This is a genomic window from Dickeya oryzae (assembly GCF_009372235.1).
Taxonomy (GTDB): domain Bacteria; phylum Pseudomonadota; class Gammaproteobacteria; order Enterobacterales; family Enterobacteriaceae; genus Dickeya; species Dickeya oryzae.
The window spans coordinates 12,993-37,842 of sequence record NZ_ML762921.1; the positions used below are offsets into that span (position 1 = coordinate 12,993).

The 24,850-nt window shown below is 54.2% G+C and carries 19 protein-coding genes; 4 read left to right on the top strand and 15 right to left on the bottom strand.

The window, feature by feature from the left end; all coding sequences use genetic code 11:
* Positions 1-87 precede the first annotated feature (87 nt).
* From FAZ14_RS05320 to cysJ, 8 genes are all read right to left on the bottom strand, one after another.
* A complete protein-coding gene (locus FAZ14_RS05320; protein WP_153508168.1) occupies positions 88-504 on the bottom strand; it encodes a DUF3561 family protein in 417 nt (138 codons plus the stop codon).
* Positions 505-640: 136 nt separating this feature from the next.
* Positions 641-1,273 carry an adenylyl-sulfate kinase gene (gene cysC / locus FAZ14_RS05325; protein ID WP_153508169.1) on the bottom strand — a complete coding sequence of 211 codons (633 nt, stop codon included), beginning with the start codon at positions 1,271-1,273 and terminating at the stop codon, positions 641-643.
* 1 nt (position 1,274) lies between these two features.
* Positions 1,275-2,702, bottom strand: coding sequence for a sulfate adenylyltransferase subunit CysN (gene cysN / locus FAZ14_RS05330; RefSeq protein WP_016940407.1), 1,428 nt, complete (start codon positions 2,700-2,702; stop codon positions 1,275-1,277).
* A gap of 11 nt (positions 2,703-2,713) precedes the next feature.
* On the bottom strand, positions 2,714-3,622 hold the full coding sequence (gene cysD, locus FAZ14_RS05335) for a sulfate adenylyltransferase subunit CysD (protein ID WP_016940408.1): 909 nt from the start codon (positions 3,620-3,622) through the stop codon (positions 2,714-2,716).
* Positions 3,623-3,632: 10 nt separating this feature from the next.
* Positions 3,633-5,054, bottom strand: coding sequence for a siroheme synthase CysG (gene cysG / locus FAZ14_RS05340; RefSeq protein ID WP_153508170.1), 1,422 nt, complete (start codon positions 5,052-5,054; stop codon positions 3,633-3,635).
* Between the two features lie 313 nt (positions 5,055-5,367).
* A complete protein-coding gene (locus FAZ14_RS05345) occupies positions 5,368-6,102 on the bottom strand; it encodes a phosphoadenylyl-sulfate reductase (RefSeq protein ID WP_153508171.1) in 735 nt (244 codons plus the stop codon).
* A 12-nt stretch (positions 6,103-6,114) separates the two neighbouring features.
* Positions 6,115-7,830: an assimilatory sulfite reductase (NADPH) hemoprotein subunit gene (gene cysI, locus FAZ14_RS05350; protein ID WP_153508172.1), complete on the bottom strand. Its 1,716-nt coding sequence runs from the start codon at positions 7,828-7,830 to the stop codon at positions 6,115-6,117.
* Complete coding sequence (gene cysJ / locus FAZ14_RS05355; protein ID WP_038925819.1) at positions 7,830-9,650, bottom strand: NADPH-dependent assimilatory sulfite reductase flavoprotein subunit; 1,821 nt, start codon at positions 9,648-9,650, stop codon at positions 7,830-7,832. Before cysJ ends, cysI begins: the two co-directional genes overlap by 1 nt.
* A gap of 312 nt (positions 9,651-9,962) precedes the next feature.
* Between cysJ and FAZ14_RS05360 the strand changes: the two genes are divergently transcribed.
* Positions 9,963-11,675 carry a hypothetical protein gene (locus FAZ14_RS05360; protein ID WP_153508173.1) on the top strand — a complete coding sequence of 571 codons (1,713 nt, stop codon included), beginning with the start codon at positions 9,963-9,965 and terminating at the stop codon, positions 11,673-11,675.
* A 17-nt stretch (positions 11,676-11,692) separates the two neighbouring features.
* Here FAZ14_RS05360 and FAZ14_RS05365 read toward each other — a convergent pair whose 3' ends face one another.
* On the bottom strand, positions 11,693-12,982 hold the full coding sequence (locus tag FAZ14_RS05365; RefSeq protein ID WP_016940414.1) for an ABC transporter substrate-binding protein: 1,290 nt from the start codon (positions 12,980-12,982) through the stop codon (positions 11,693-11,695).
* Positions 12,983-13,516: 534 nt separating this feature from the next.
* On the opposite strand from FAZ14_RS05365, the gene FAZ14_RS05370 reads away from it, so the two are divergent.
* Entirely contained in the window at positions 13,517-14,851 is a 1,335-nt protein-coding gene (locus FAZ14_RS05370) for a glycoside hydrolase family 28 protein (protein WP_194287063.1), read from the top strand.
* Positions 14,852-15,084: 233 nt separating this feature from the next.
* Positions 15,085-15,453, top strand: a complete 369-nt coding sequence (queD, locus tag FAZ14_RS05375; protein WP_012885957.1) for a 6-carboxytetrahydropterin synthase QueD — start codon at positions 15,085-15,087, stop codon at positions 15,451-15,453.
* Positions 15,454-15,489: 36 nt separating this feature from the next.
* On the opposite strand, the gene queE is transcribed toward queD, so the two are convergent.
* Entirely contained in the window at positions 15,490-16,161 is a 672-nt protein-coding gene (queE, locus tag FAZ14_RS05380) for a 7-carboxy-7-deazaguanine synthase QueE (protein WP_110371367.1), read from the bottom strand.
* Between the two features lie 255 nt (positions 16,162-16,416).
* Here queE and FAZ14_RS05385 point away from each other — a divergent pair, with 255 nt between their 5' ends.
* On the top strand, positions 16,417-17,391 hold the full coding sequence (locus FAZ14_RS05385; RefSeq protein ID WP_153508175.1) for an MBL fold metallo-hydrolase: 975 nt from the start codon (positions 16,417-16,419) through the stop codon (positions 17,389-17,391).
* A gap of 71 nt (positions 17,392-17,462) precedes the next feature.
* Here the strand turns inward: FAZ14_RS05385 and bglB are convergent, their stop codons facing one another.
* From bglB to mazG, 5 genes are all read right to left on the bottom strand, one after another.
* Positions 17,463-18,602: a beta-galactosidase BglB gene (gene bglB / locus FAZ14_RS05390; RefSeq protein ID WP_153508176.1), complete on the bottom strand. Its 1,140-nt coding sequence runs from the start codon at positions 18,600-18,602 to the stop codon at positions 17,463-17,465.
* 93 nt (positions 18,603-18,695) lie between these two features.
* Entirely contained in the window at positions 18,696-20,270 is a 1,575-nt protein-coding gene (locus tag FAZ14_RS05395) for an MFS transporter (RefSeq protein ID WP_029456131.1), read from the bottom strand.
* 515 nt (positions 20,271-20,785) lie between these two features.
* Positions 20,786-22,084, bottom strand: a complete 1,299-nt coding sequence (eno, locus tag FAZ14_RS05400) for a phosphopyruvate hydratase (protein ID WP_016940420.1) — start codon at positions 22,082-22,084, stop codon at positions 20,786-20,788.
* Between the two features lie 97 nt (positions 22,085-22,181).
* Complete coding sequence (gene pyrG / locus FAZ14_RS05405) at positions 22,182-23,819, bottom strand: glutamine hydrolyzing CTP synthase (RefSeq protein WP_016940421.1); 1,638 nt, start codon at positions 23,817-23,819, stop codon at positions 22,182-22,184.
* 226 nt (positions 23,820-24,045) lie between these two features.
* Positions 24,046-24,843, bottom strand: coding sequence for a nucleoside triphosphate pyrophosphohydrolase (mazG, locus tag FAZ14_RS05410; RefSeq protein ID WP_038905470.1), 798 nt, complete (start codon positions 24,841-24,843; stop codon positions 24,046-24,048).
* Between the last annotated feature and the right edge of the window lie 7 nt (positions 24,844-24,850).

Below are 24,850 nucleotides of genomic sequence, written 5' to 3' on the forward strand. Positions count from 1 at the left end.
GATAAAGTTACTCACTCATGGACATAGTTTTAACAAAGAAATAAATAGTCTGAAATCGGTCTCGTGGCGGGAATAACGCCTGAAGGGCTACCATCCGGTGATTAGTACGAACACCAGCCAGAATACACCCGGGATGCTGACCGCGCAGCAGAGCATCATCCACCCCACATTATTCGGCAACAATACGCGGAACAACATGCCGATCAGAACCGACAGGGGCATCAGCGCCAGGAAGAAAGGCCAGGTATACAGCATCAACAGCAGCGTGGAATTCAGGCCGTAAAACACGAATGGCAGGGAAAAAGCCAGCCAGTAGAAACAAAAACCGGCCAGTGCGCCCACCAGCGGACTGTAGGACGCCCCAAGAGGCACGTCCTCATCGCCTTGAAAGGTCTGCGTGCTGTTATAGGTTTGCGAACTGCTATAGCTTTGCGAACTACCATAGGTTTGCGCACTACTACAGATTTGCGTACTGCTATCAGGTAATGGCGTCACACTCTGCATCATCGTTCCTGCTTACCCCATCACCGGGTAACCGTTGGCCTGAAGACTGCCCCTTCACTCGCACACCCCGTAGCGCGACAACGTAAACACACCTACGCCACGGCGATGAACAGCCTCGTGAAGGGCCATCTGAGGCTTAGATGATAGCTCGACCATGCAGCATATCTAATAATTCGTCGACTAAATTTGTTACCAATTGTTGGCCATCCAGATGCAATTCAGGCTGCTCCGGTGCCTCATAAATGGCATCAATCCCGGTGAAATTACGCAGTTCACCGGCACGGGCTTTCTTGTACAGACCTTTGGGGTCACGGGCTTCACAAATCGTCAGCGGTGTATCCACGAACACTTCAAGAAACTGCCCCTGATCAAGCAGTTCGCGTACCATCTGTCGTTCAGCACGATGCGGAGAGATAAACGCGGTTAATACAACCAGCCCCGCATCGACCATCAACCGGGCGACCTCGCCCACCCGGCGGATATTCTCCCGCCGGTCATCGTCGCTGAATCCCAGATCCCGGCAGAGGCCATGCCGAACATTATCGCCATCAAGCAAATAAGTACTGACGCCACGGGCAAACAGCGACTGCTCCAGCGCCCCGGCTAACGTAGACTTACCGGAACCGGACAACCCGGTAAACCACACCACAACGCCACGGTGACCGTGTTGCCGTTCCCGGTCTTCACGCGCCACCGCATGGTCATGCCACACCACATTGGCATCAACCGGTCTATTATCGTCAACCGGTCTGGAATGCGTTTGCGCCACCTTATTTTCCTCCCAGCAGATCACGCGCACCCCAGTGCGGGAAGTGACGGCGAATCAAGGCGTTCAACTCCAGCTCAAACGCGCTGTAATCACCAGTCTGCGTGACAGTCTGTGCCACCGGCTCACGCACCAACCCGGCACCGACCGTCACATTACTCAGACGATCGATAAAAATCATGCCGCCGGTAACCGGATTGTGCTGGTACTTATCCAGCACCAACGGTTCATCAAAGGTGAGCTCCACCAGACCAATACCGTTAAGCGGCAACGATTCGGTAACCCGCTGCGTCAAGGTGTTGATGTCCACCTGATAGTGAATCTTTTCCACCCGTGCGCGGGTTTTCTTACCGGCAATTTTGATATCGTAGCTTTGGCCCGGCACCAAGGGTTGCTCAGCCATCCACACCACATCCACATTGGCACTGCGAACCGCCTGCAGTGTTTCTTCGCTGCTGACCAGCAAATCGCCCCGGCTGATATCAACTTCACTGGCTAACACCAGCGTCACCGCTTCACCCGCCTGCGCCTGCTGTAGGTCACCATCGAAAGTCACGATACGGCTGATGCTGGACTCCACACCAGAGGGCAGTACTTTCACCCGCTGCCCAACCCGCACTGTGCCTGAGGCGACCGTACCGGCATAACCACGGAAATCAAGATTCGGGCGGTTGACATACTGCACCGGGAAACGCATCGGTTGACTCAGGCTACGAGCAGAAACATTGACGGTTTCCAGCACGTCCAGCAGTGTTGGGCCGCGATACCAGCTCATAGACGAACTGGGCGTTGCCACATTATCGCCATCCAGCGCGGAAATCGGCACAAAGGTGATATCCAAATCCGCCGGTAACTGACCAGCGAAATCCAGATAATCGCGCTTGAACTGCTCAAACACCGCCTGCTGATAATCCACCAAATCCATCTTGTTAACCGCCACCACCAGATGGCGAATCCCCAATAGCGTAGCGATAAAGCTGTGACGCCGGGTCTGATCCAGTACGCCTTTGCGCGCATCAATCAACAAAATCGCCAGTTCGCAGGTAGACGCGCCAGTCGCCATATTGCGGGTGTACTGCTCATGCCCCGGCGTATCGGCAATAATAAATTTTCGTTTTTCAGTAGAAAAATAGCGATAGGCCACATCTATGGTGATGCCCTGTTCGCGCTCAGCTTGTAAGCCATCCACCAGCAACGCCAGATCCAGCTTTTCACCCTGTGTACCAAGACGTTTGCTGTCATTGTGCAACGTAGAGAGCTGATCTTCGTAAATCTGACGCGTATCGTGCAGCAATCGGCCAATCAGGGTACTTTTGCCATCGTCAACGCTGCCGCAGGTCAAAAAACGCAGCAGACTTTTGTTCTGCTGTGCATGAAGATAAGCCTCAACCCCGCCCTGCTCGGCAATCTGTTTTGCAATGCTATGATTCATTTGACGATTCCTCAGAAGTACCCTTGACGCTTTTTAAGCTCCATCGAGCCGGCCTGATCGCGGTCAATGACCCGTCCCTGACGTTCGCTGGTGGTGGACACCAACATCTCTTCAATGATTTCCGGTAACGTCTGCGCCTGTGACTCCACCGCGCCGGTCAGTGGCCAGCAACCCAGTGTGCGAAAGCGCACCATACGTTTAGCGACAACCTCACCCGGCTGCAGATCAATACGGTCATCATCCACCATCAATAGCATGCCATCGCGCTCGAGCACCGGACGTTCCGCAGCCAGATACAGCGGCACAATATCGATATTTTCCAGATAGATGTATTGCCAGATGTCCAGTTCAGTCCAGTTGGAAAGTGGGAATACGCGGATGCTTTCGCCTTTGTTAATCTGGCCGTTGTAGTTGTTCCACAATTCCGGCCGCTGATTTTTAGGATCCCAACGGTGGGCACGATCGCGGAAAGAGTAGATACGCTCTTTAGCACGGGACTTTTCCTCATCACGGCGAGCGCCACCAAATGCGGCATCAAAACCGTACTTATCCAATGCCTGTTTTAACCCTTCGGTTTTCATGATATCGGTGTGCTTGGCGCTACCGTGAACAAAGGGATTGATCCCCATCGCCACCCCTTCCGGGTTACGGTGCACCAGCAACTCACAGCCATAGGCTTTGGCGGTACGATCGCGAAACGTGTACATTTCGCGAAATTTCCAACCAGTATCCACATGCAAGAGCGGAAACGGCAACGTGCCCGGAAAGAACGCCTTGCGAGCCAGATGCAGCATCACGGAGGAGTCCTTGCCGATGGAGTACAGCATCACCGGATTGCTGAATTCGGCCGCCACCTCACGAATGATATGAATACTTTCTGCTTCAAGCTGTTTTAAATGCGTGAGTCTTTTCTCGTCCATAACCTTAACCTTAAGCCAGATTCACCACGGCCGGGCGCCCATCAGTCGGCGTCATCCGCGCTTGTTCACCAAACCAGGCGATGTGTTGATGCAAATCCACCACTTCGCCGATAACCAGCAATGCAGGCGTCGGAGCCTGTTGCGCCAGCGTTTCTAATTCCGCCAGTGTTCCCGTCAGCACGACCTGATCCTGGCGGGTACCACGGCCAATGACCGCCACCGGTGTCTGCGCAGACCGGCCATGCGCAATCAGTTGCTGGCTGATTTCCGCCGATTTGACCGTGCCCATATAGATAGCCAATGTCTGCCTGCCACGCGCCAGCGTCGACCAGTCCAGCGCATCGCCATCCGGCCGACAATGTCCGGTGATGAATGTCACGCTCTGCGCGTAATCCCGGTGTGTCAACGGAATGCCAGCGTAGGCTGTCGCACCTGCCGCCGCCGTAATTCCCGGCACCACCTGAAACGGAATGCCTGCCTGCGCCACCTGTTGCAGTTCTTCACCACCACGGCCAAAAATAAAGGGATCACCGCCTTTGAGCCGCACAACCCGTTTCCCTTCTTGCGCCAGTTTCACCAACAGCGCATTAATCTCTTCTTGTGGCAGCAGGTGCGCGCTGGCGCGTTTACCGACACAAATCCGCTCGGCATCACGGCGCACCAGGTCCAGCACGTCGTCACTGACCAGATGATCGTAAAGCACCACATCCGCCTGCTGGATAACCTGCAAGCCGCGCAGTGTCAGCAAACCGGCATCGCCGGGACCTGCCCCCACCAACGCGACTTCGCCCTGTTGCCCCTCGGGCTGCAACAGTTGCTGTTCCAGTTCCTGCTCGGCCTGAGCCAGTTGACCAGCCGCTACCAGACTGGAAAAACGGCCGGTAAACACACGCTCCCAAAACCGACGGCGTTCCGTTATCGATGCCAACTGCTGCTTGATGCGACCTCGCCATTTTCCGGCCAGTTCCGCCATCTGTCCCAGACGGGCTGGCAATAGTGCCTCGAGCTTCTCTCGCAATAACCGCGCCAGCACCGGTGCCTGACCGCCGGATGAAATCGCCACCACCAATGGTGAGCGGTCAATCAGCGACGGGAAAATGAACGAGCATTTGGGTTGATCGTCTACCACGTTAACCAGTAGCTGGCGTTGATTAGCCTGCTCAAACACCGTGGCATTGAGCGCCCCGTCATCCGTAGCAGCAATCACCAGAAACACGTTATCCAGCAGCGCAGGGGAAAAATCCTGCGCGACCCAGGCCAGTTGTCCCGCCTGATGCAAAGCCTGAAGCGGCTCGCACAACGACCGCGCCACGACCCGGACATCCGCCCCGGCACGTTGCAACAAGTCAATTTTGCGGGTTGCCACCTCACCGCCTCCCACCACCAACACGGGGCGTTGCCGGAGATCGGCGAATATAGGGAGATAGTTCACAGATGCCTTTACTAAGCTAAAAATTCTATAAAGCGACTATAAAACGTGAAGAGAAGGGTTATGAAATGCCGAATTAGTATGATTAGTTCCGTAATGGAATAACAAACTATGCGTGAAAGAATAAAAACGCTTAATAACGGTTTTTCATGACTATTTTTACACTTCACGTTCACCTGAGCCTGCTAAAAGCAGGCGAGAACATCAGCACGGAGATGATGCGATAGCGTTGTGCACCTGCCGCCGGAATAGCCACCGGTGACAACGCTCATGGACAAGAAGAAGAGTGACGAGCCATTTGAACCAGCAGGAAGAATCACCCCTCATGCAACCCACATTCGCGTTTCAGGCCGAAGAAACGGGTTTCTTCCTCACTCATGCCCGGCTCCCATTTGCGGGTGGTGTGGGTATCGCCGACAGACAGATACCCCAGCTCCCAGAGCGGATGGTAACTCAGCCCATTGGCTTTCAGGTACTGATACACCGTGCGGTTATCCCAATCGATGATCGGCAAAAACTTGAATACCCCACGCCGGATAGCCAATACCGGCAAGCCTTCCCGACTCCCTGACTGTTCACGACGCAAGCCAGCAAACCAGGTGCCGACCTGTAATTCCTGCAACGCCCGGTTCATCGGTTCGACTTTATTGATCTGGTTGTACTGTTCAAGCCCTTCCAGCCCCTGTTCCCACAATTTGCCGTAGCGAGCCTCCTGCCAGGCAGGAGACTGCGCCGCACGGTAAACGTGCAGGTTAAGGTTCAACTGTTCGGTTAATTGATCGATGAATTGATAGGTTTCAGGGAACAAATAACCGGTATCGGTGAGTACAACCGGGATATCCGGCCGTTGCCGGGTCACCAGATGCAAACTCACCGCGGCCTGAATGCCGAAACTGGAAGACAGCGCGAACTCACCCGGCAGGTTTTCCAGTGCCCAACCCACACGGGCTTCAGCAGACAACCCTTCCAGCAATTGATTGACATCCGCCAGAGCGGCGGTCTGCTCCGTTTGAGACAAGGCGCGCAGCGCCTCCAGATTCAGACTGGACATCAGGTTCTCCTGTCAGTCGTAAAAATCAACAGCGGGATCCAGCACCGGTTTAATGATGCCGACACGGATGGCAAAATCGCCAAACCCTTCGCCGCTTTCTCGTTCGCTGGCCCAACGCGCGACCAGTTGGTCAATCTCCGTCAGGATCTCTTTTTCGGTAATGTTCTCCCGGTACATACGCGGAATGCGGGTACCTTCGCGGTTACCACCAATATGCAGGTTGTAACGACCGATAGCTTTCCCCACCAGGCCAATTTCCGCCAGCATGGCGCGGCCACAGCCATTAGGGCAACCCGTTACGCGCAACACGATATGGTCATCACCCACGCCGTGTTTCTGCATAATGCCTTCTACCTGTGTGACAAACTCCGGCAGGAAGCGCTCTGCTTCCGCCATCGCCAGCGGGCAGGTTGGCAGCGAAACACAGGCCATCGAGTTCTGCCGTTGCTCGGTGAGACTATCGTCGATCAGGCCATGCTGTCGTGCCAGCGCCTCGATTTTCGCTTTATCTTTAGTCGCTACCCCCGCCACGATCAGGTTCTGATTCGCGGTCAGTCGGAAATCGCCTTTGTGGATTTTAGCGATTTCCGCCATGCCGGTTTTTAACGGACGCCCCGGGTAATCCAGAATACGGCCATTTTCAATGAACAGGGTCAGGTGCCAGTGATTATCGATCCCCTTCACCCAACCGATGCGATCGCCACGACCGGTAAACGCGTACGGCCGAACCGCTTCAAACACAATACCGGCACGACGTTCGACCTCCTGTTTAAAGGAGTCGACGCCTACCCGCTCCAGCGTATATTTAGTCTTGGCATTTTTACGGTTGGTACGGTTGCCCCAGTCACGTTGGGTGGTGACCACGGCTTCGGCTATCGCCAGTGTCTGTGCCAACGGAATGTACCCCAACTCACTGGCCGTACGCGGATAAGTGGTCTTGTCGCCATGAGCGATAGACAGGCCGCCGCCGACCAGCACGTTAAAGCCCACCAGTTGGCCGTTATCTGAAATAGCGACAAAGTTCAGATCATTGGCATGCAGATCCACATCATTCTGCGGCGGGATCACTACCGTGGTCTTGAATTTACGCGGCAGATAGGTCGGCCCCAGAATCGGCTCTTCATCGGTGGTGGCAACCTTTTCCTTATCCAGCCACACTTCGGCGTAAGCGCGAGTACGCGGCAGCAGATGTTCGGAAATTTTCTTCGCCCACTCGTAGGCCTGCTGATGCAGCACCGACTCGACCGGATTGGAGGTACAGAGCACGTTACGGTTGACGTCATTGGCGGTTGCCAACGAATCCAGCCCAACGTCATGCAGCAACTGATGGGCGGATTTCAGATCATTTTTCAAAATACCGTGAAACTGGAAGGTTTGACGGTTCGTGATACGGATACTGCCGTACAGCGTTTTTTCACCCGCGAACTTATCGATAGCGAGCCACTGCTGCGGCGTCATCACCCCACCCGGCAGACGGCAGCGCAACATCATGGCATGACGCGGCTCCAGTTTCTGCTCGGCGCGTTCAGCACGAATATCGCGATCGTCTTGCTGGTACATGCCGTGAAAGCGGATCAGCAGAAAATTATCGCCGTTAAAACCACCAGTCAGACCGTCGTTTAAATCTTGTGTAATCGTACCGCGCAGGTAATTGCTTTCCCGCTTCATACGTTCGGCGTCAGCTAGCGTACCCTCGACCACCAGCGGACCAGAATATCTTTCGCTCATTAGTACACATCTCTCTGATAACGCCGCTCAAGACGCAGCTCGCTTAAAAACTCATCCGCCTGTTCGGCGTCCATCCCACCTTGCTCAGCCACCACGTCCAGCAGCGCGTGCTCCACATCTTTTGCCATGCGATTGGCATCACCGCACACATAAATATGGGCACCATCCTGAATCCAGCGCCACACCTGCGCGCCTTTTTCACGAATTTTGTCCTGCACATAGACTTTGTGGGCTTGATCGCGTGACCAGGCCAGATCAATGTGGGTCAGCAGCCCCTCTTTGACGTAGCGCTGCCATTCCACCTGATAAAGGAAATCTTCAGTGAAGTGGGGGTTGCCGAAAAACAGCCAGTTTTTGCCGCCTGCTCCCTCGGCCTCACGCTGTTGCATAAACGCGCGGAACGGAGCAATACCGGTGCCGGGCCCAATCATGATAACCGGCGTGTCTGGGTTGGCAGGCAGACGGAAATTATCATTGTGTTCAATGAACACACGAACGTCGCCCTCTTCGTCCAGCTGGTCAGCCAGATAACCTGACGCACCGCCGCTACGCGCACGGCCTTCATATTCATAGCGCACGGCACCGACGGTGATGTGCACTTCACTGCCCACATCGTCCTGTGACGATGCAATAGAGTAGAGACGCGGCGTCAACGGACGCAGCAACCCGATAAGCTGTTCCGGCGTCAGTTCCACTGGTGCTTCACGCACCATATCCACCAGCGGAGTACGTTGCGCGTACTGCTGCAGGACAGACTTATCCGCCACCAATCCCAACAAGGTGTCGTTGCGGGACAACGCCGCATAGCTGGCAACGATCGGCGCGGTATTCTGCGTCAGCTCAAAATGGCGTTGTAGTGCTTCGGCCAGCGGCAGGGTGTTGCCGCCAACGTTGACCGGTTCATCACCTTTTAACCACAACAGACCCAGTAGCTCCTGCACCAGCGCTGGGGAGTTTTCATACCACACCCCTAACGCATCACCGGGCTGATAACGCAGGCCAGAATCGCCTAAGTCGATTTCGATATGACGGACATCTTTCTCTGAGTGACGGCCGGTAATCTTCTGATTAGTTACCAGCGAAGCGGTATAAGGTGCTTCTTTGTGGTACGGGCTGGTGGTCACTGCGTTAACCTGACCAGTAGCAGCGGTTTGTACCGCCGCTGCCGTCTGGCTGGCGAAACGCGCTTTCAATGCCTCAGCCACCTGATGTCGCCACTGCTCAGCCAACGGCTGGAACTCCACATCAGCATCGACACGATCCAAGAGGCGCTCAGCGCCCAATTCCGCCAGGCGGCTGTCAAAATCTTTACCAGCCTTGCTGAAGAATTCGTAAGAGGTATCACCCAGACCAAATACCGCGAATGTCAGCCCCGCCAGCGACGGCGCTTTTTTCGAGAACAGGAACTTGTGTAGCGCCACCGCTTCTTCTGGCGGCTCGCCTTCGCCCTGCGTCGAGGTGACTATCAGCAACAGTTTTTCCTGTGCTATCTGCTTGAACTTGTAATCACCGGCATTCACCAGCGTCACGGGCAGGTTGGCCGCGAGCAGCTCGTCGCGAACCTGCTCCGCCACACGGCGCGCGTTGCCAGTCTGGGAGGCTGAAATCAGCGTAATGGCGGCAGGCGGTGCCGCCTCTACAGCGGCTAGCGCGCTGGTCGGTGCCGCGAGCGCACCGGGTTGCTGCTGAATCACGCCCCAGAAATAGCCAGACAGCCAGGCCAGTTGCGCCGGTGAAAGATCACCGGTCGCCGCCTGAAGACGCGAAAGTTGCTCCGCGCTCAACGGGAGCTGCGGAGTCGGAGAAGCCGGAATGCTCATTATGGTGTCGGTATCCTTGTTCTGGCTGCGGGCGCGAATGCCGGGTTGCCGCCATAGCCAATATCATGAAATAGAAAGTCAGATAGGATATAAGGTAACCATCCCTACCTGAACAATTAAAGACAGGATGGCAATATTTAATAACCAAAATGACTAAATAGTTTTTTTGATAACACTTATTGCTTTAAGTGTTATTGATCACAATTTATTGCATTGATTATTGGGATGTTTATTTTCCGCTATCGCGCAGACGTGAAACCCTAAATAATCCGGGGCAGAACCCTATTTCGTGACCCAGGGAGCATACCGATAATGTGGCAGCGTCGCGCACTGGAACTCAATACCCAGGATATCTGGCACTGGCAGCGGGTCATCACGTTGGTGGAATATGCCCGTCGTTACGGTTTCAATACGCTGGTGCTAGGCCAGGCGGACTTGCTGGATAAGCTGGTGACGCCCGTGGCTTATCAGTCAACCCGCTTTGACGATCGTATCAGCAGTCAACAGCGATCGCGCTGCGTCTACCTCAATCAGGTTGCCGCTTATTGTCGCGAACAAGGGGTAGCGTTATACCTGCAATGCAAAGAACTGACGTTCCCCACCGACTTGCTATTGCAGTATCCCCATTTACTGGACGATGCACGTCAGTTCCGCATTGATACCCACTTCTGGTGTGATTATCTGGCTGCCAAAGTCGAACAACTGATGCAGCAAATTCCGCGATTACATGGGCTGATGCTGGCTATCTCCAACAGCGACAGCCTGATACGTTTCGCTCCACCACCCGGTGAAGAGATACAACGCGGCGGCACAGTCCCCCCAGCCACAGACAGCGAACCGGTCTACCGGCAATTGTTCGCGGCCGTTGCCCGCGTTATCCACGCCCACCAGCGCCACCTGGTATTACGCGCCTTTCCGGCTAATCATCAGGATATGTCCCGTGTACTGGATGCTATCCGCAGCCTGCCGACTAGCGTATCCGCCGCCATCAAAATGACGCCGGAACGCTTCTGGCCGGAATTTCCCAATAATCCGGCACTGCTGGAACTGGGGGATCGGGAAGTCTGGGTGGAGTTGGATCTGGCTGGCGAAGAAGTCGGCTGGGGCAATTTACCGTTTTTGCGCTACACCGAAGTACAAGGGCGGTTGTTATGGTGTCGGGAGAAAAATCCGGCCATCGTCAGCGCAGCTTGTCGCATCAGTTGGGACGGCGTCGATAACCACAGCGTATTAGGCTCGCTGAGCGAGTTCACCCTGTTTGCTTGCGCGCACCTGCTAAATGACAACGCGCCACCGATGAACGAAAGCGACCTTTTTCGCCGCTGGCTGGCGGAATGCTGGCAATGGCAACCGGATGATGAGGTTTGTCACACCATGCGAACCTTGCTGGAACAGGCACAACAGGCGCTGTCGTTATCGATGTACGCACGCCACCACGTGTTCCATCGCCATAGCCTGTTACCGTCCAGTTATGGTCAGGCGGTGTGGAGCCTGTACGGTCAGCTTAACCGCAATCACTGGCTCCCCGGTTCCGGACGCGATATCACCTTTGAACGTCAGGAACCGGAACTGGCCTCCCACAATCTGTACCAGATTGTGCGGGAGAAAGACACCGCCTGGCAGTTAGCCGAGCAAAGCCAACAGGCAGCCATGCAGTTTGTCCGTGACCACCATCTTCCTGAGCCGCTACGTCAGCGCTGGCTGCAAGAATGGCGAGGGCTGGCGCTCTATTGCCGGGCTTTCGTCCATGGACAGAAAGCCTTTTTCACGTTGCACTATTGCCAGCGTGTGGAAAATAACTGGACGCTACGTGAGATAGCCAAAACCAATATTCAGGCGCTTTATGGCGTAGCCCATGAAATGGATGATTTCAGCCTGCAACACCGGGATTACCCGGTCAGCATGCATGTCATGTTTGATGCTGATCGCCCACGCTCGCTGGCAGACAGTCTGCAACAGCAGTTGACTGCGCTCACGCAAGATATTGGTGGTCATCACCCGACAGCGCCACGTCATGAGGCGTAGCGCTGTCAGGTCGACAATTAGCGGATCACGCGCTTGAGAATGCGATTACCGGCCTCGCTAAACGTTCTGGCGGAGACTTCCACGGTCTTGTTGCCGTAATCCAGTTGCTCGACCGTTTGCAGAATCAGGCTGGACAGTTGCGGGTCTTCAATATATGAAGACACCGGGGTTTGCATCGGTTTTTCCAGTGCCTGCATCAACCCTTTCACCGCCAGATCCTGCGTGTCCAGCTTCTGGTTATCCTGTAGCGTCTGTCGTGCCACCCGGCTCAGCGGTACGCCGCGCTCGGTCCCCATCAGGAGGCTGCCTTCCGGTTCATTCATCAGGAAATTGAGCAACAGTGCCGCCTCTTTCGGGTGCCCGCTGTTTTTGCTGATGGCAAACAGCATGGAGGGCTTGAAGAACTGCCCCGGGTTATCCGAGCCGGGCGTCATGATGTACGGCCCCAGTTCCAGTTTGGCGGGCGGTGCTAACGGTTCGGCGTATTTTTTCACCACCGAAGCCCACAGTTGCGCCCCGCCGTACTCACCGTTAATCCACGGACGGGTTTCAAATACTCCCGCCTTGCCAAAGGCGTTGTAGTACTTCGTCGATGGAATAACATGCTCATCCACCAACCGTTTATAGAAACGGAACGCTTCCAGCCACTGTGCGTCGGTGTAATTAAAGCGCTTGTTCTGCTCGTCAATCATGCCGATATTGAATTTCTGCGTCATATAGGTGTTGAGCAGTTCCAGCAGCCCTTCCCCGCTGTCTTGCGCCGGGGACGCTAATGGGAAGTAGTTATCACCGAGCTTTTCTTTGAACACTTTGCCAGCCTGAAACAGTTCTTCCCAGGTGGTGGGATACGCCAGACCGGCTTTTTTCCAGGTATCGACGTTGTAGTACATCACCAGCCCGTTCAGTGAGGTCGAAATAGCGTTCACCTTGCCATCGACCGTCGTTAGCGCATCGGCGGGGAAATCCTGCAATTTCAGGGTATCTTTCAGTGTATTGAGGTCATAAAAGCCAGTACCAGTGCGGGAAAAAATCGGAATCCAGTTCCAGTTGATCTGCATAACGTCCGGCTCCTGACCACTGGCGATTTGCGTTGTCAGGCGTGAAAGATAGCCGTCCCAACCGGTATATTCTGCTTTAACGGTAATTCCCGGGTATTTCTTCTGGAATGCGTCAATCGCTGCCAGCGTAGCCTGATGACGGCTGTTTCCTCCCCACCAGGCCATGCGTAACGTCACCTGTTCCGCAGCCTGAACCTGGCCCAGCAAGGTCAATGCCAACAGCAGTAATCCTGTCAGTAATCTCATCATGTCCCCGATCCTCTTGGTGTTGTTATTTTAGGGCGGAAGGGTAATCAGGCAGGTACAGAGCACCTCCCGCTGGCAAACAAGATAGGCAGATTGCTGTTGTCTTCACCAGTGCCGGGGGAGCCTCTGATACGCGTTATGCGGGGCAGGCTGAAAAAATGCGTACCGTCGGCCCTGACAACATTCATTTCATGGACATGGATGCCTTCTTTATCGCACGGCACTCCTGCTACCTCACAGCCCATCGCCTGCAGTAAACATCTTGCGCGATCTGCTTCACACTTATTTAACAAAAACAAAACACACGCGGTTACTGATGCGGCAGGCCGACATCGGAAGGGATTAAAGTGTGATGAAACACACATTACGCTCGGGCGGTGGCGGGTATGACGTTATCACGATCACATTCCGGCTGATGGCGTCAGACAGGCTGTGAAGGCGCTCTAACCTTCAATGATTTCCCGTCGCGCTACGGCTGCTGACGAGAAAAAGCCGTGCTGGAATAGCCCATCATCTGCCCGATACAGGATCACCACCATGACGCTATCTTTTCGTACCTATCAGCCCGCCGCCGATGGCACTACCCCGGATACCGCACGCTTCCAGCAAGCGCTCGACGACCTGGACGCACAGGGCGGCGGCACGCTGGTGGTCGAGTCGGGACGTTATTTGCTAGGGGGCCTGCGGCTTCCTTCGAACTGTTGCCTGCAACTGGATGAAGGCGCGGAGCTTATCGCCAGCGCCTGTTATGACGATTTTGCCCACACCACGACGCTCAGCGTGGCAGAGCTTTCCGATCGTGCATTTTTGTATGCACGCCAGCAGCGCAACATCACCTTGTGTGGAAAAGGAAAAATTACTGGCAGCGCCGATGCCTATTTTTCGGCACAGCCCGATGAGCAAGGCTATCGGTTACCCGCGCAGCATCGGCCGCGTATTGTGGTACTGGAGGACTGTGAGCAGATTACGATACAGGATATCACTATCGAACACGCGCCGATGTGGACCGTTCATCTGGTGAGTTGCCGTCAGGTCAACGTCGAACGCCTGACGGTGGATAACGACATGACGATGGCCAACACCGATGCGCTCAATCTCGACAGTTGCCAGGATGTCATCGTCCACGATTGCCACTTGAGCGCTGCCGATGACGCTTTGTGCATCAAAACCACGGCCAAGCCCCCTACCATGCAATATAAAGCACAGCGTATGACCGTCAGCCACTGCCGGTTACGCTCACGCAGCTGTGCACTAAAAATTGGTACCGAAACCTTTGCCGATATCGAAGACCTGAACGTCAGCCACTGCACTCTCTACGACTCCAACCGGGGGATCGGCCTTATTTCACGCGATGGCGGCGCGTTTCGTCGAATTTGTTTTAGTGATATCACGGTCGAATGCGTCACTGCACCGCCGTGTCATTGGGGGAAAGCAGACCCGATATTCATCTCGGTACGTTACCGCGATCCAACGATAGAACCGGGGGTTATTGAGCAGGTTCGCTTTGTGCGGATAACCGGTGTCAGTGAAGGGGCCATCAATCTGCACAGTACGCCAGCAGGTTATGTCCGCGATATTCATTTCGAGGACATAACAATGACGCAACAGCCGAGTGATAGTACGGAACAAGGTTTGTACGACGTTCGCCCGCCCTGTAACCCGGCCCGCCCCACCGGCATGGGACTGGATAACGCGTATCTGGTTAATCCCGATACCGGGCGCGCTTATGGCGTGGAGGCTTATCCGGGGGGAATGCCCGCGTTGTTTGCTCGCGGCATTAACGGGCTGACATTGCACAACATGACGCTACAACGCCCCTCCCCGTTGCCTGTCGGCTGGAACCACGATGCGATTATTGAACTGGCAGAGTAGCTCTTAGGCTGACAGCGTAATGATTGAACTGACCCCGTGACCTGACCGCCTGATTGCGCCGTTCCCTTCGGACTGGCGCAACAGACACAAGCGACAGTGGCTGCACAAGGGATAGCGACCTTACACAAGGCATAGACCTCACACAAGGTATAGTCGGGTTGTCAGGAAACGTGCTTCACACCGTACTTTCCGGTAGTATGCGACGGTTTTTTGAATGACACGAGAGCATCACCATGCCAACCACACTGTTTAAAGACTTCCAGTTTGAAGCCGCACACCGGCTTCCCCATGTGCCGGACGGCCATAAATGCGGCCGCCTGCATGGTCATTCGTTCATGGTTCGGCTGGAAATTACCGGTGAGGTCGATCCTTATACCGGCTGGGTGATGGATTTCGCCGAATTGAAAGCGGCGTTCAAGCCAACCTGGGAGCGGTTAGATCACCACTACCTCAACGAGATCCCAGGGCTTGAAAACCCAACCAGCGAGGTGCTGGCCCGTTGGATTTGGCAGCAGCTTAAACCGACACTGCCGTTACTCAGCGCCGTGACCGTCAAGGAAACCTGCACCGCCGGGTGCATCTACCGCGGCGAAGAGGACTAACCCCACACCCGACGCCGCGCGCTATTTCCCGGCTCGTCAGGCAATATTCAGGTATTTGTGAGTCTGCATCGATAAACGCCAGTTGCGGGCGATGCAGGTTTCAATACACAGCCGGGTGGCATCCTCTTTCTGGCTGACGGGTTGTAAGGCCACAACCCGCGCCTTATCGTCATCCAGTCGCGCCAGTAACCCATCCAATGCCTCGATATCCCGCTCACGCGCCACCGGGTGTTTGATTTCATCCGCCCGTTGCAACGCCTGATCCAACACAGCCAGACCGCCACGCATATTCACTTTGGGAGACACCGTCACCCAACAAGCTGATGAGCAACGCACCTCATGGGTGCCGCTGGTTTCAATCTGGGTACTGAATCCCTGCTGTTCCAGCGCCTGCGTCAACGGCGTTAAGTCATGAATACAAGGCTCGCCGCCGGTAATCACCACATGTCTGGCGCTGTACCCTTGCTGCGTTATCTGTTGCAACAGCTCCTCGACACTGGAACTGCTCCAGGCATCACTTTCCACGCGCTTAACCAGAACCTCTGCCAGTGAGATCTGCCGCTCTGGCAGTGTGTCCCAGGTGTGTTTGGTATCACACCAACTGCACCCTACCGGGCATCCTTGTAGACGGATAAACACCGCCGGGACGCCGGTAAAAAAACCTTCGCCCTGCAGGGTCTGGAACATTTCGTTAATCGGGTAACGCATCGTGTTTGAGTATTCCTTCTGGCTAAACCACTATTATCGCCGATAGTGGATGTCATGCCAAACCGCCGGGTGCGCTTCCCAACCGAACGGCTGAATGAAACGATGACCTGCATACGGTTACCTGAAAACGGTTGTCAGAAAAAAGCAGTTACCGGGAAAAGACGATTGTCGGAAATTTGTACCTTCCCGCTTCCCGGTTAATAATCAACAGGCAGCATATATCCGGCCGAATTTCTTCAAATAAGGAAATGCAAGATGACGTTATTAAAGCCCTTGGCTGTTTTCTGTTTATCACTTTCTCTGGTGTCGACATTCGCCCATGCCGAAGCGGTCGCGCAAGTCAAAACCCAACCCGGTTATTACCGTATCATGGTCGGGCAATATGAAATTACTGCCTTGTCTGATGGCACCAACACCATGCCAATGGACAAGCTACTCACCCGCACCCCACGGGAGAAAATTGTCAGCCTGCTGGACGCCAGTTACCTGAAGCCACAGGTGGAAACCTCCATCAATGCCTTTCTCATCAACACCGGCAAAAACCTGATTCTGGTCGACAGTGGCACCGGTGCTTTGGGGGGTAAAACCACCGGTAAAACCCTGACCAACCTGAAAGCCGCAGGTTATAAACCGGAGCAGGTCGATACCGTGCTGGTCACCCACCTGCACGCCGATCACTTCGGCGGGCTGGTTAGCGACGGCAAGCTGGTTTATCCCAATGCCGTCATTTATGTGAACCAGAAAGACACGGATTTCTGGTTGAGCCAGGATAATCTGAAAAAAGCGCCCAAAGATAAAAAAGCCGGATTTGAACGCGTGCAGGAAGTGTTCCGCCATATTCGTGAGGCTGGCAAACTCAGAACATTTACCGATCACCAGTCGCTGCCAGCCAATATCGTTGCTGTACCGACACCAGGCCATACCCCCGGCCATACTGCATTTTTGGTCAACAGCGACGGGCAGAAAATCCTGCTGTGGGGAGATATCGTCCATGCTGAAGCGGTACAGATGCCACTACCGGATACCGCTATCACCTTTGACTCCGATAGCGATCAGGCGGTTCGCACCCGCGATGCATTACTGAAAGAGACGGTGAAACAGGGCTATTGGGTGGCTGGCGCACACCTGCCATTCCCCGGTATTGGTCACGTCGCGGCACAGCATGATGCCAGCGGTAAAACCAACGGTTATCGCTGGTTACCGGTGAATTACAGTCTGTCGGGATTGTGAGTCATCTCGTTCATCAAAAACACGGGCTTCCAGCGGAAGCCCGTGCAACATAACCTTACCTGTCGGCGTGTTTACAGATAAACGCGCAAGTACTCTGACAGACACAAAATCGCCATCGCTTGACCATAGGGCATGGAGGTCAGCGGAATCTGGCGATAGTAATCCAGATCTTTCCCCATCGCCGTCCCGAAGGATACGTTGAGCAGCTCGCCGCTCTCGCTGATATTCGCCAGTACGCCACGCATCGCCTTTTCCGCCACCTCGGCGTAGCGACGGTCAATGTAGCGTTTGCGTACCGCTTTCAAGATGCCATAGGCAAACCCGGCGGTCGCGGAGCTTTCCAGATAAGAATTAGGGTCATCGAGCAGGGTATGCCACAGACCGCTATCATCCTGATACTTCGCCAGAGCATCGACCTGACTTTCCAGCACCTGAATCAGAAAACGGCGGGTGGCGTTACCTTCGGGCAAATCCAGCAACTCGATAAATTCAGGAATAACGATGGTCAACCAACTGTTGCCGCGAGCCCAACGCGCCTGGGCAAAACTGTGGTTGCCGTCAAACGTCCAACCGTGGAACCACAAGCCACTTTGACGATCCATCAGGTACTGCACATGCAGCAGGAACTGGTAGGTCGCTTCCTCCACAAATTCAGGACGATTAAGCAACTTGCCGATCTTCGCCAGCGGCAACACGCTCATCATCAGGGTATCATCCCACAGTTGATCGGTGTTTTCGCTGTTATAGACGATATGTTGCAACCCGTTCTTGTGGGTACGCGGCATATCGTACATCACCCATTCTGCCCAGCGTTCAAGATACGGCACCCAACGACTGTCGCCGGTTTCTTCATAACGGTAGGCCAGCGTCAAAAACGGGCATACTGTGTTGACGTTTTTGGTCGGCGTCCCCTCTTCCAGTCGGGCGGTAAACCAGTCATCGATGATAGCGCGCATCCGCTCATCGCCGGTCTGGAGATAATACTGGTAGATGCCATACAGCCCGATGCCGTGCGTCCATTCCCAACCAGCCCACCCTTTGGTGTCGATAACCCGGCCGTCATCCAGACGTAGCAGGAATTCACCGGTTTTATCTTCGATATTGACAAGATTGTCGGTCACCCGACAAATCAATGCCTTTAACTCGTCCCGTGAGATAACGTATTCGGGCTGGCGCAGCAGCGCACTATGCTTTACAGGAAAAATGGTCATAACAGATATCCAGTTCCAGTTTTATTACCCATCAATCGATGGCTTAACAGTCAATCACATCGCACCAATAGCGCGTCAGCGTTAACGACAGGCTCAATGGACGCCGTGGTGAGGCGTTCCACGGGCTATCGACCGGGCTGGCGCTTTATGGCGATTGAGGTAACCAATGTTGTTGTTCCCCCACAGCGACTCATAAGGCATACCCGCCAGCATCTCCACTGTCTCACGCGCTTCGGGCGTAATTTTTTCCGGTACGATACGGCCAGCGTCGCGCATTTTCGCCGTTTCCTGCCGCAAGACTTCATGGGTTTGCAGATTCAGTTTAAAGCGCAAGGACACTAGAAAACCCAATGCCAGTACGGCGACAGTCCCAAAGCACAGCACCGTCAGAATGGTGTGGCTGACGCCCGGTGCCTGCACACTCTGGCCAGAAACAAAGCCGGATAGTTGTAGAACGATCCCCACCAGCATCACCGCACCCGCCTGAGAGGCTTTACGGGTCAAAGTCATAATCCCGGCAAAGATCCCTTCACGACGTTGTGCAGTGATCACCTCGTCCACATCCGCAATGTAGGTATAGGTATTCCATGGCACATAGTTGATACCGCCACGTCCCAAACCAGCCAGGCCAGATACCAACAACAACAGCGAAAACGCCGAATGCATCCCGCTGTAATACAGGAAGCCATACGAGAGTGCGCTCACACCAAACAGGCATACCACCATGCGGTAAGACGGTGCCGGACCAAATTTGATGCACAACGGGATCATCGCGATCACCGCGATAAATTGCAGGATAGCCATCGTCCCCATCAGGTTTGACGCCACCGTCGGGCTTTGCATCAACACGAACACCACGTAATACGTGAACACCGCATTAAATACGTCCTGCGCGATATAACCGCCCAGATACATCCCTAAATGCTGGCGGAAAATGCGAATACGCAGCGTCGACAGCAGTTCAATATTGAGGCGCTTGAGGCTCTGTCCGAGCGTCAGTGACTGACGTTCTTTTTCCGCCCGTAATGAGGCTTCAGACATCTGGTCGCGTGACCGCTCCCAGGTAAACAGATACACCAATGTCAGTACACACGCGCAAATGACTGAGAACACCAGACTGGCGTAGAAAAAAGACACCGCGTTATCTTTGCCGAAATGCCCCAGCAGAATGCCCGGCAAAAACGCGGCCAGAATGGCCGACAACTGTGCCAGTGCGATACGCGCGCCGGAAAACTTGGTTTTTTGTTTAAAGTCATCCGTCATTTCCGGCACCAGCGTTTCATACGGCACCAGTACCATGGTGTAAATAACGTCAAACAGCAGGTAGGTTAGCAGGTAATACCAGTAATCCATGTGGCCGACCCACATCAGGCTGTAGCTGAAGACACAAGGAATACCAAGCAGAATAAAGAACTTGCGACGCCCAAAGCGCTTACCCAACCAGGTCGAACCGAAGTTATCGGTCAGGAAGCCCATCAATGGGCTGACGACGGCATCCAGCACCCTGGCCATAGCAAAAATAAAGGTCGCCTCAATCGGCGTCAGACCGCAAAACGTGGTGTAAAAATAGAGCAACCAACCAGCGGTGAGCGCCGTGGTACCGGCCCCGAGAAAATCGCCGGAACCGTAGGCCAGATAATTCGCCAGCCCAATCTTACGTGTTTTCATCGCCATCCTTCCTCATTGATTGTATTTATGAAGGTGTTGCAGCGGCCCTAAAAAACATCGCTGCCGCCGTAGCGTTAAGGTAACGAGGCGGCAAGGCAAAAACCTTTGTGCGTTTGCCACCCCCTCATTGCTATTGGCATCTGCGGGAAGAACCAGCCGATCGGCTTCAAACTTCTTATCGAAATAGGATTTTGAATCAGAAGAACCTGTAGTTTGAAATCACTCTACCGGGTCGTGAGGCAGGCCGCATGCGGCGAGGAAGAGATTTGGGATCGGGTTCATTATTTGTTAGTGCAAGGTTCAGGACTCTAAAAAGAGTCAGGAAGCGTGCTCATACATCAACAATGTCGCCCTCCTCCTGGCAGGTCAAAAAACAGGGTAACGCTATCCACCACACCAGACCGTATCGCGCTGGCAGCAGACCATGAACGACAGGCAAAAAAAATCCGGAAGCGAAAACGCTTCCGGATTGCAGAGATGATTTCCGGCGAGTTAACTCACCGGATGGCAGGCGATTACGCCTGACCTTTCACTTCTTTCAGGCCGTTAAACGGTGCAGCGTCACCCAGTGCTTCTTCGATACGAATCAGCTGGTTGTACTTAGCAACACGGTCAGAACGGCTCATAGAACCGGTTTTGATCTGGCCAGCCGCCGTACCTACCGCCAGGTCAGCGATAGTCGCGTCTTCGGTTTCACCGGAACGGTGAGAAATAACGGCAGTGTAGCCTGCATCTTTCGCCATCTTGATAGCAGCCAGCGTTTCAGTCAGAGAACCGATCTGGTTGAATTTGATCAGGATGGAGTTGGCGATGCCTTTCTCGATACCTTCTTTCAGGATCTTGGTGTTGGTTACGAACAGGTCGTCACCCACCAGCTGGATTTTGTCACCCAGCACTTTGGTCTGGTAAGCAAAACCGTCCCAGTCAGATTCGTCCAGACCGTCTTCGATAGAAACGATCGGGTACTGTTTGGTCAGGTCTTCCAGGAAGTGAGTGAATTCTTCAGAGGTGAACGCTTTGTTGCCTTCGCCAGCCAGAACGTATTTACCGTCTTTGTAGAATTCAGACGCTGCGCAGTCCATCGCCAGGGTGATGTCTTTGCCCAGCACGTAACCGGCTGCTTTTACCGCTTCAGCGATAACGGCCAACGCTTCTGCGTTAGAGCCCAGGTTCGGTGCATAGCCACCTTCGTCACCTACAGCGGTGTTCATGCCTTTGGACTTCAGTACTTTTGCCAGGTTGTGGAACACTTCAGAACCCATACGGATGGCTTCTTTAACCGTTTTCGCGCCAACCGGCTGAATCATGAATTCCTGGATGTCGACGTTGTTGTCGGCGTGCTCACCACCGTTGATGATGTTCATCATCGGCAGCGGCATGGAGTATTTACCCGGGGTACCGTTCAGTTCAGCGATGTGAGCATACAGCGGCAGGCCTTTTGACGCGGCAGCGGCTTTGGCGTTAGCCAGAGAAACAGCCAGAATGGCGTTAGCGCCGAAGTTGGATTTATTCTCGGTACCGTCCAGATCGATCATGATCTTGTCGATAGCAGCCTGATCCTTAGCGTCTTTGCCCAGAACAGCCTGTGCAATCGGACCGTTTACCGCAGCAACAGCTTTAGTGACGCCTTTGCCCAGGAAACGGGATTTGTCGCCGTCACGCAGTTCCAGTGCTTCGCGGGAACCCGTAGAAGCGCCTGACGGTGCAGCAGCCAGACCAACGAAACCACCTTCCAGGTGTACTTCCGCTTCAACAGTCGGGTTTCCGCGTGAGTCGATGATTTCACGGCCAATGACTTTAACGATTTTGGACATCAGATTTTCCTCAGTACAAGTTAAACTAAAACCTCAGACGGCAACGCGCGATCAGGAGACCGCGCGTTGCTGCAAAACTCATTTCACTGGTAAAACCTTACTTCACCTGACGCTTCTGGTACGCCCCGGCGGCTTTGACAAAGCCGGCGAACAGCGGGTGCCCGTCACGCGGTGTGGAGGTAAATTCCGGATGGAACTGACACGCCACAAACCACGGATGATCAGGAATTTCGACAATCTCAACCAGCTTGCGGTCAGCGGAGACACCAGCAACACGTAATCCCGCCGCCTCAATCTGTTTTAACAACATATTGTTGACTTCATAACGGTGGCGATGACGTTCAATGATCGTCGGCTCACCGTACATCTGACGCACCAGGCTGCCTTCTGTCAGATGACACTGCTGCCCACCGACACGCATCGTGCCGCCAAGGTCGCCATCTTCAGTACGCACTTCAAGATTACCATCCGCATCACGCCATTCGGTAATCAGCGCTACCACCGGGTACTTACAGTCTGGCACAAACTCGGTGGAGTTGGCGCCGTCCATACCCGCGACATGACGAGCGAACTCGATCAGCGCCACCTGCATGCCCAGACAGATGCCGAGGTAAGGGATGTTGTTCTCACGGGCATAACCTGCCGCCATGATTTTCCCTTCCACCCCGCGGTAACCAAACCCGCCCGGCACCAGAATCGCATCTAAACCTTTCAGTACATCGACACCGCGGGTTTCAACATCCTGCGAATCAATGAACTTGATATTCACCGTCAGACGGTTCTTCAAACCGCCATGTTTCAACGCTTCAACGACGGACTTGTACGCATCCGGCAGTTCTACATACTTGCCGACCATACCGATGGTCACTTCACCAACCGGATTGGCTTCTTCGTAAATCACCTGTTCCCATTCTGACAGGTTTGCTTCCGGACAGTTCAAGCTGAATCGTTTACAAATATAATCGTCCAGACCCTGAGATTTCAATAGCGCTGGAATTTTATAAATGGAATCAATGTCCTTCAGCGAGATAACGGCTTTCTCCGGCACGTTACAGAACAGCGCAATTTTTGCGCGCTCGTTAGCCGGTACAGTGCGGTCGGAACGGCAAATCAACACGTCAGGCTGGATACCGATAGACAGCAATTCTTTCACTGAGTGCTGAGTCGGCTTGGTTTTCACCTCACCCGCCGCAGCCATGTACGGCACCAGCGTCAGATGCATAAACAGGGTGTGTTCACGCCCCACTTCCACCGCCATCTGCCGAATCGCTTCAAGAAACGGCAGAGACTCGATATCGCCAACCGTACCGCCGATTTCTACCAGCACCACGTCATGGCCTTCGCCGCCTTCGATAATACGTTCTTTAATGGCGTTGGTGATGTGCGGAATGACCTGAATGGTCGCCCCCAGATAGTCACCCCGACGCTCCTTACGCAGAACGTCAGAATAAATGCGTCCGGTGGTGAAGTTATTGCGGCGCGTCATCTTTGTACGAATAAAACGCTCGTAGTGACCCAAGTCGAGATCGGTTTCAGCGCCATCTTCGGTGACAAACACTTCGCCGTGTTGCGTCGGGCTCATCGTGCCCGGATCCACATTGATATACGGGTCCAGTTTCATGATGGTCACGTTGAGGCCACGGGCTTCGAGAATAGCCGCGAGGGAGGCTGCGGCAATGCCTTTACCCAGAGAGGATACGACCCCGCCGGTCACAAAAATATAATTAGTTGTCATGCTGAACCTGAAAGTTTAGGTTTAAGGACGATGGAAAGACCAGGACGGGAAACTAGTATACCCGAACCTGGTAGACGCCACAAATGATCGTTTTACCCTTTGTGACGTTGACAGGCTCCGGCTGGTAAGGTATTTCCCAAGCATACAGGAGACAATGTTCGGGTTTACAATCAGCCGGATAGCACGAAAAAGCGCATAAAACGCGCCTTTCACTCAGAAAATCAACTCAATCTTTTCTTTCTGATGCTTTTACCTGCTGCCAGGCCATTTCCATTTCGTCTAACGTCGCGTCAGACAAGGTTTTGCCTTGGGCAGCAATGCGCTGTTCTACCTGCTGGAAACGGCGAGTGAACTTGCGATTAGCCTGTTGCAACGCCGTTTCCGCTTTATGACCGAGATGGCGGGACAAATTGACCGCCGCAAACAGCATGTCGCCTATCTCCTCACCCAGTTTTTCCGGGTCGATCACCGCCTGCTGAGCCTCAGCCATCACCTCATCGATCTCTTCATACAGCTTATCGACCACTGGCCCAAGCGTCGTCCAGTCGAAACCGACGGCAGCACACCGCTGCTGGATTTTATGCGCCTGCATCAGCGCGGGTAGCGCCTGGGGGATGTCATCGAGTTGCGAATGGCGATCTTTTTCTGCCCGCTCTTGCGCTTTGGTCTGCTCCCAGTTAGCCAGCACCGCTTCACTGCTTGACAAGGTAGCGTCACCAAAAATATGTGGATGACGGCGCTCCAGCTTATCGCTGATGGCATCACACACATCCGAGAAATCAAACAGCCCTTGCTCTTGCGCCATACGTGCGTAAAACACCACCTGAAACAGCAGGTCACCCAGTTCACTGCGCAGGTCGTCAAAATCCTTACGGCTGATGGCATCTAGCACTTCGTAGGTTTCTTCCAGCGTATACGGGGCGATGGTGTCAAAGGTTTGTTCGCGATCCCAGGGGCAACCATTTTCCGGGTCGCGCAGTTGCTGCATGATGCGCAGCAAGCGCTCGATGGCAGATGAATTCATAATAATC

Coding starts and splice junctions, on each gene's coding strand:
- cysJ (WP_038925819.1), bottom strand. CDS start 9,650: ATGAGCATTCCGGCTTCTCCGACTCCGCAGCTCCCGTTGAGCGCGGAG.
- FAZ14_RS05345 (WP_153508171.1), bottom strand. CDS start 6,102: ATGTCCAGTCTGAATCTGGAGGCGCTGCGCGCCTTGTCTCAAACGGAG.
- bglB (WP_153508176.1), bottom strand. CDS start 18,602: ATGACCATTTTTCCTGTAAAGCATAGTGCGCTGCTGCGCCAGCCCGAA.
- mazG (WP_038905470.1), bottom strand. CDS start 24,843: ATGAATTCATCTGCCATCGAGCGCTTGCTGCGCATCATGCAGCAACTG.
- queD (WP_012885957.1), top strand. CDS start 15,085: ATGCCAACCACACTGTTTAAAGACTTCCAGTTTGAAGCCGCACACCGG.
- FAZ14_RS05370 (WP_194287063.1), top strand. CDS start 13,517: ATGACGCTATCTTTTCGTACCTATCAGCCCGCCGCCGATGGCACTACC.
- FAZ14_RS05395 (WP_029456131.1), bottom strand. CDS start 20,270: ATGAAAACACGTAAGATTGGGCTGGCGAATTATCTGGCCTACGGTTCC.
- cysD (WP_016940408.1), bottom strand. CDS start 3,622: ATGGACGAGAAAAGACTCACGCATTTAAAACAGCTTGAAGCAGAAAGT.
- FAZ14_RS05360 (WP_153508173.1), top strand. CDS start 9,963: ATGTGGCAGCGTCGCGCACTGGAACTCAATACCCAGGATATCTGGCAC.
- FAZ14_RS05385 (WP_153508175.1), top strand. CDS start 16,417: ATGACGTTATTAAAGCCCTTGGCTGTTTTCTGTTTATCACTTTCTCTG.
- FAZ14_RS05365 (WP_016940414.1), bottom strand. CDS start 12,982: ATGATGAGATTACTGACAGGATTACTGCTGTTGGCATTGACCTTGCTG.
- eno (WP_016940420.1), bottom strand. CDS start 22,084: ATGTCCAAAATCGTTAAAGTCATTGGCCGTGAAATCATCGACTCACGC.
- pyrG (WP_016940421.1), bottom strand. CDS start 23,819: ATGACAACTAATTATATTTTTGTGACCGGCGGGGTCGTATCCTCTCTG.
- queE (WP_110371367.1), bottom strand. CDS start 16,161: ATGCGTTACCCGATTAACGAAATGTTCCAGACCCTGCAGGGCGAAGGT.
- cysI (WP_153508172.1), bottom strand. CDS start 7,830: ATGAGCGAAAGATATTCTGGTCCGCTGGTGGTCGAGGGTACGCTAGCT.
- FAZ14_RS05320 (WP_153508168.1), bottom strand. CDS start 504: ATGCAGAGTGTGACGCCATTACCTGATAGCAGTACGCAAATCTGTAGT.
- cysN (WP_016940407.1), bottom strand. CDS start 2,702: ATGAATCATAGCATTGCAAAACAGATTGCCGAGCAGGGCGGGGTTGAG.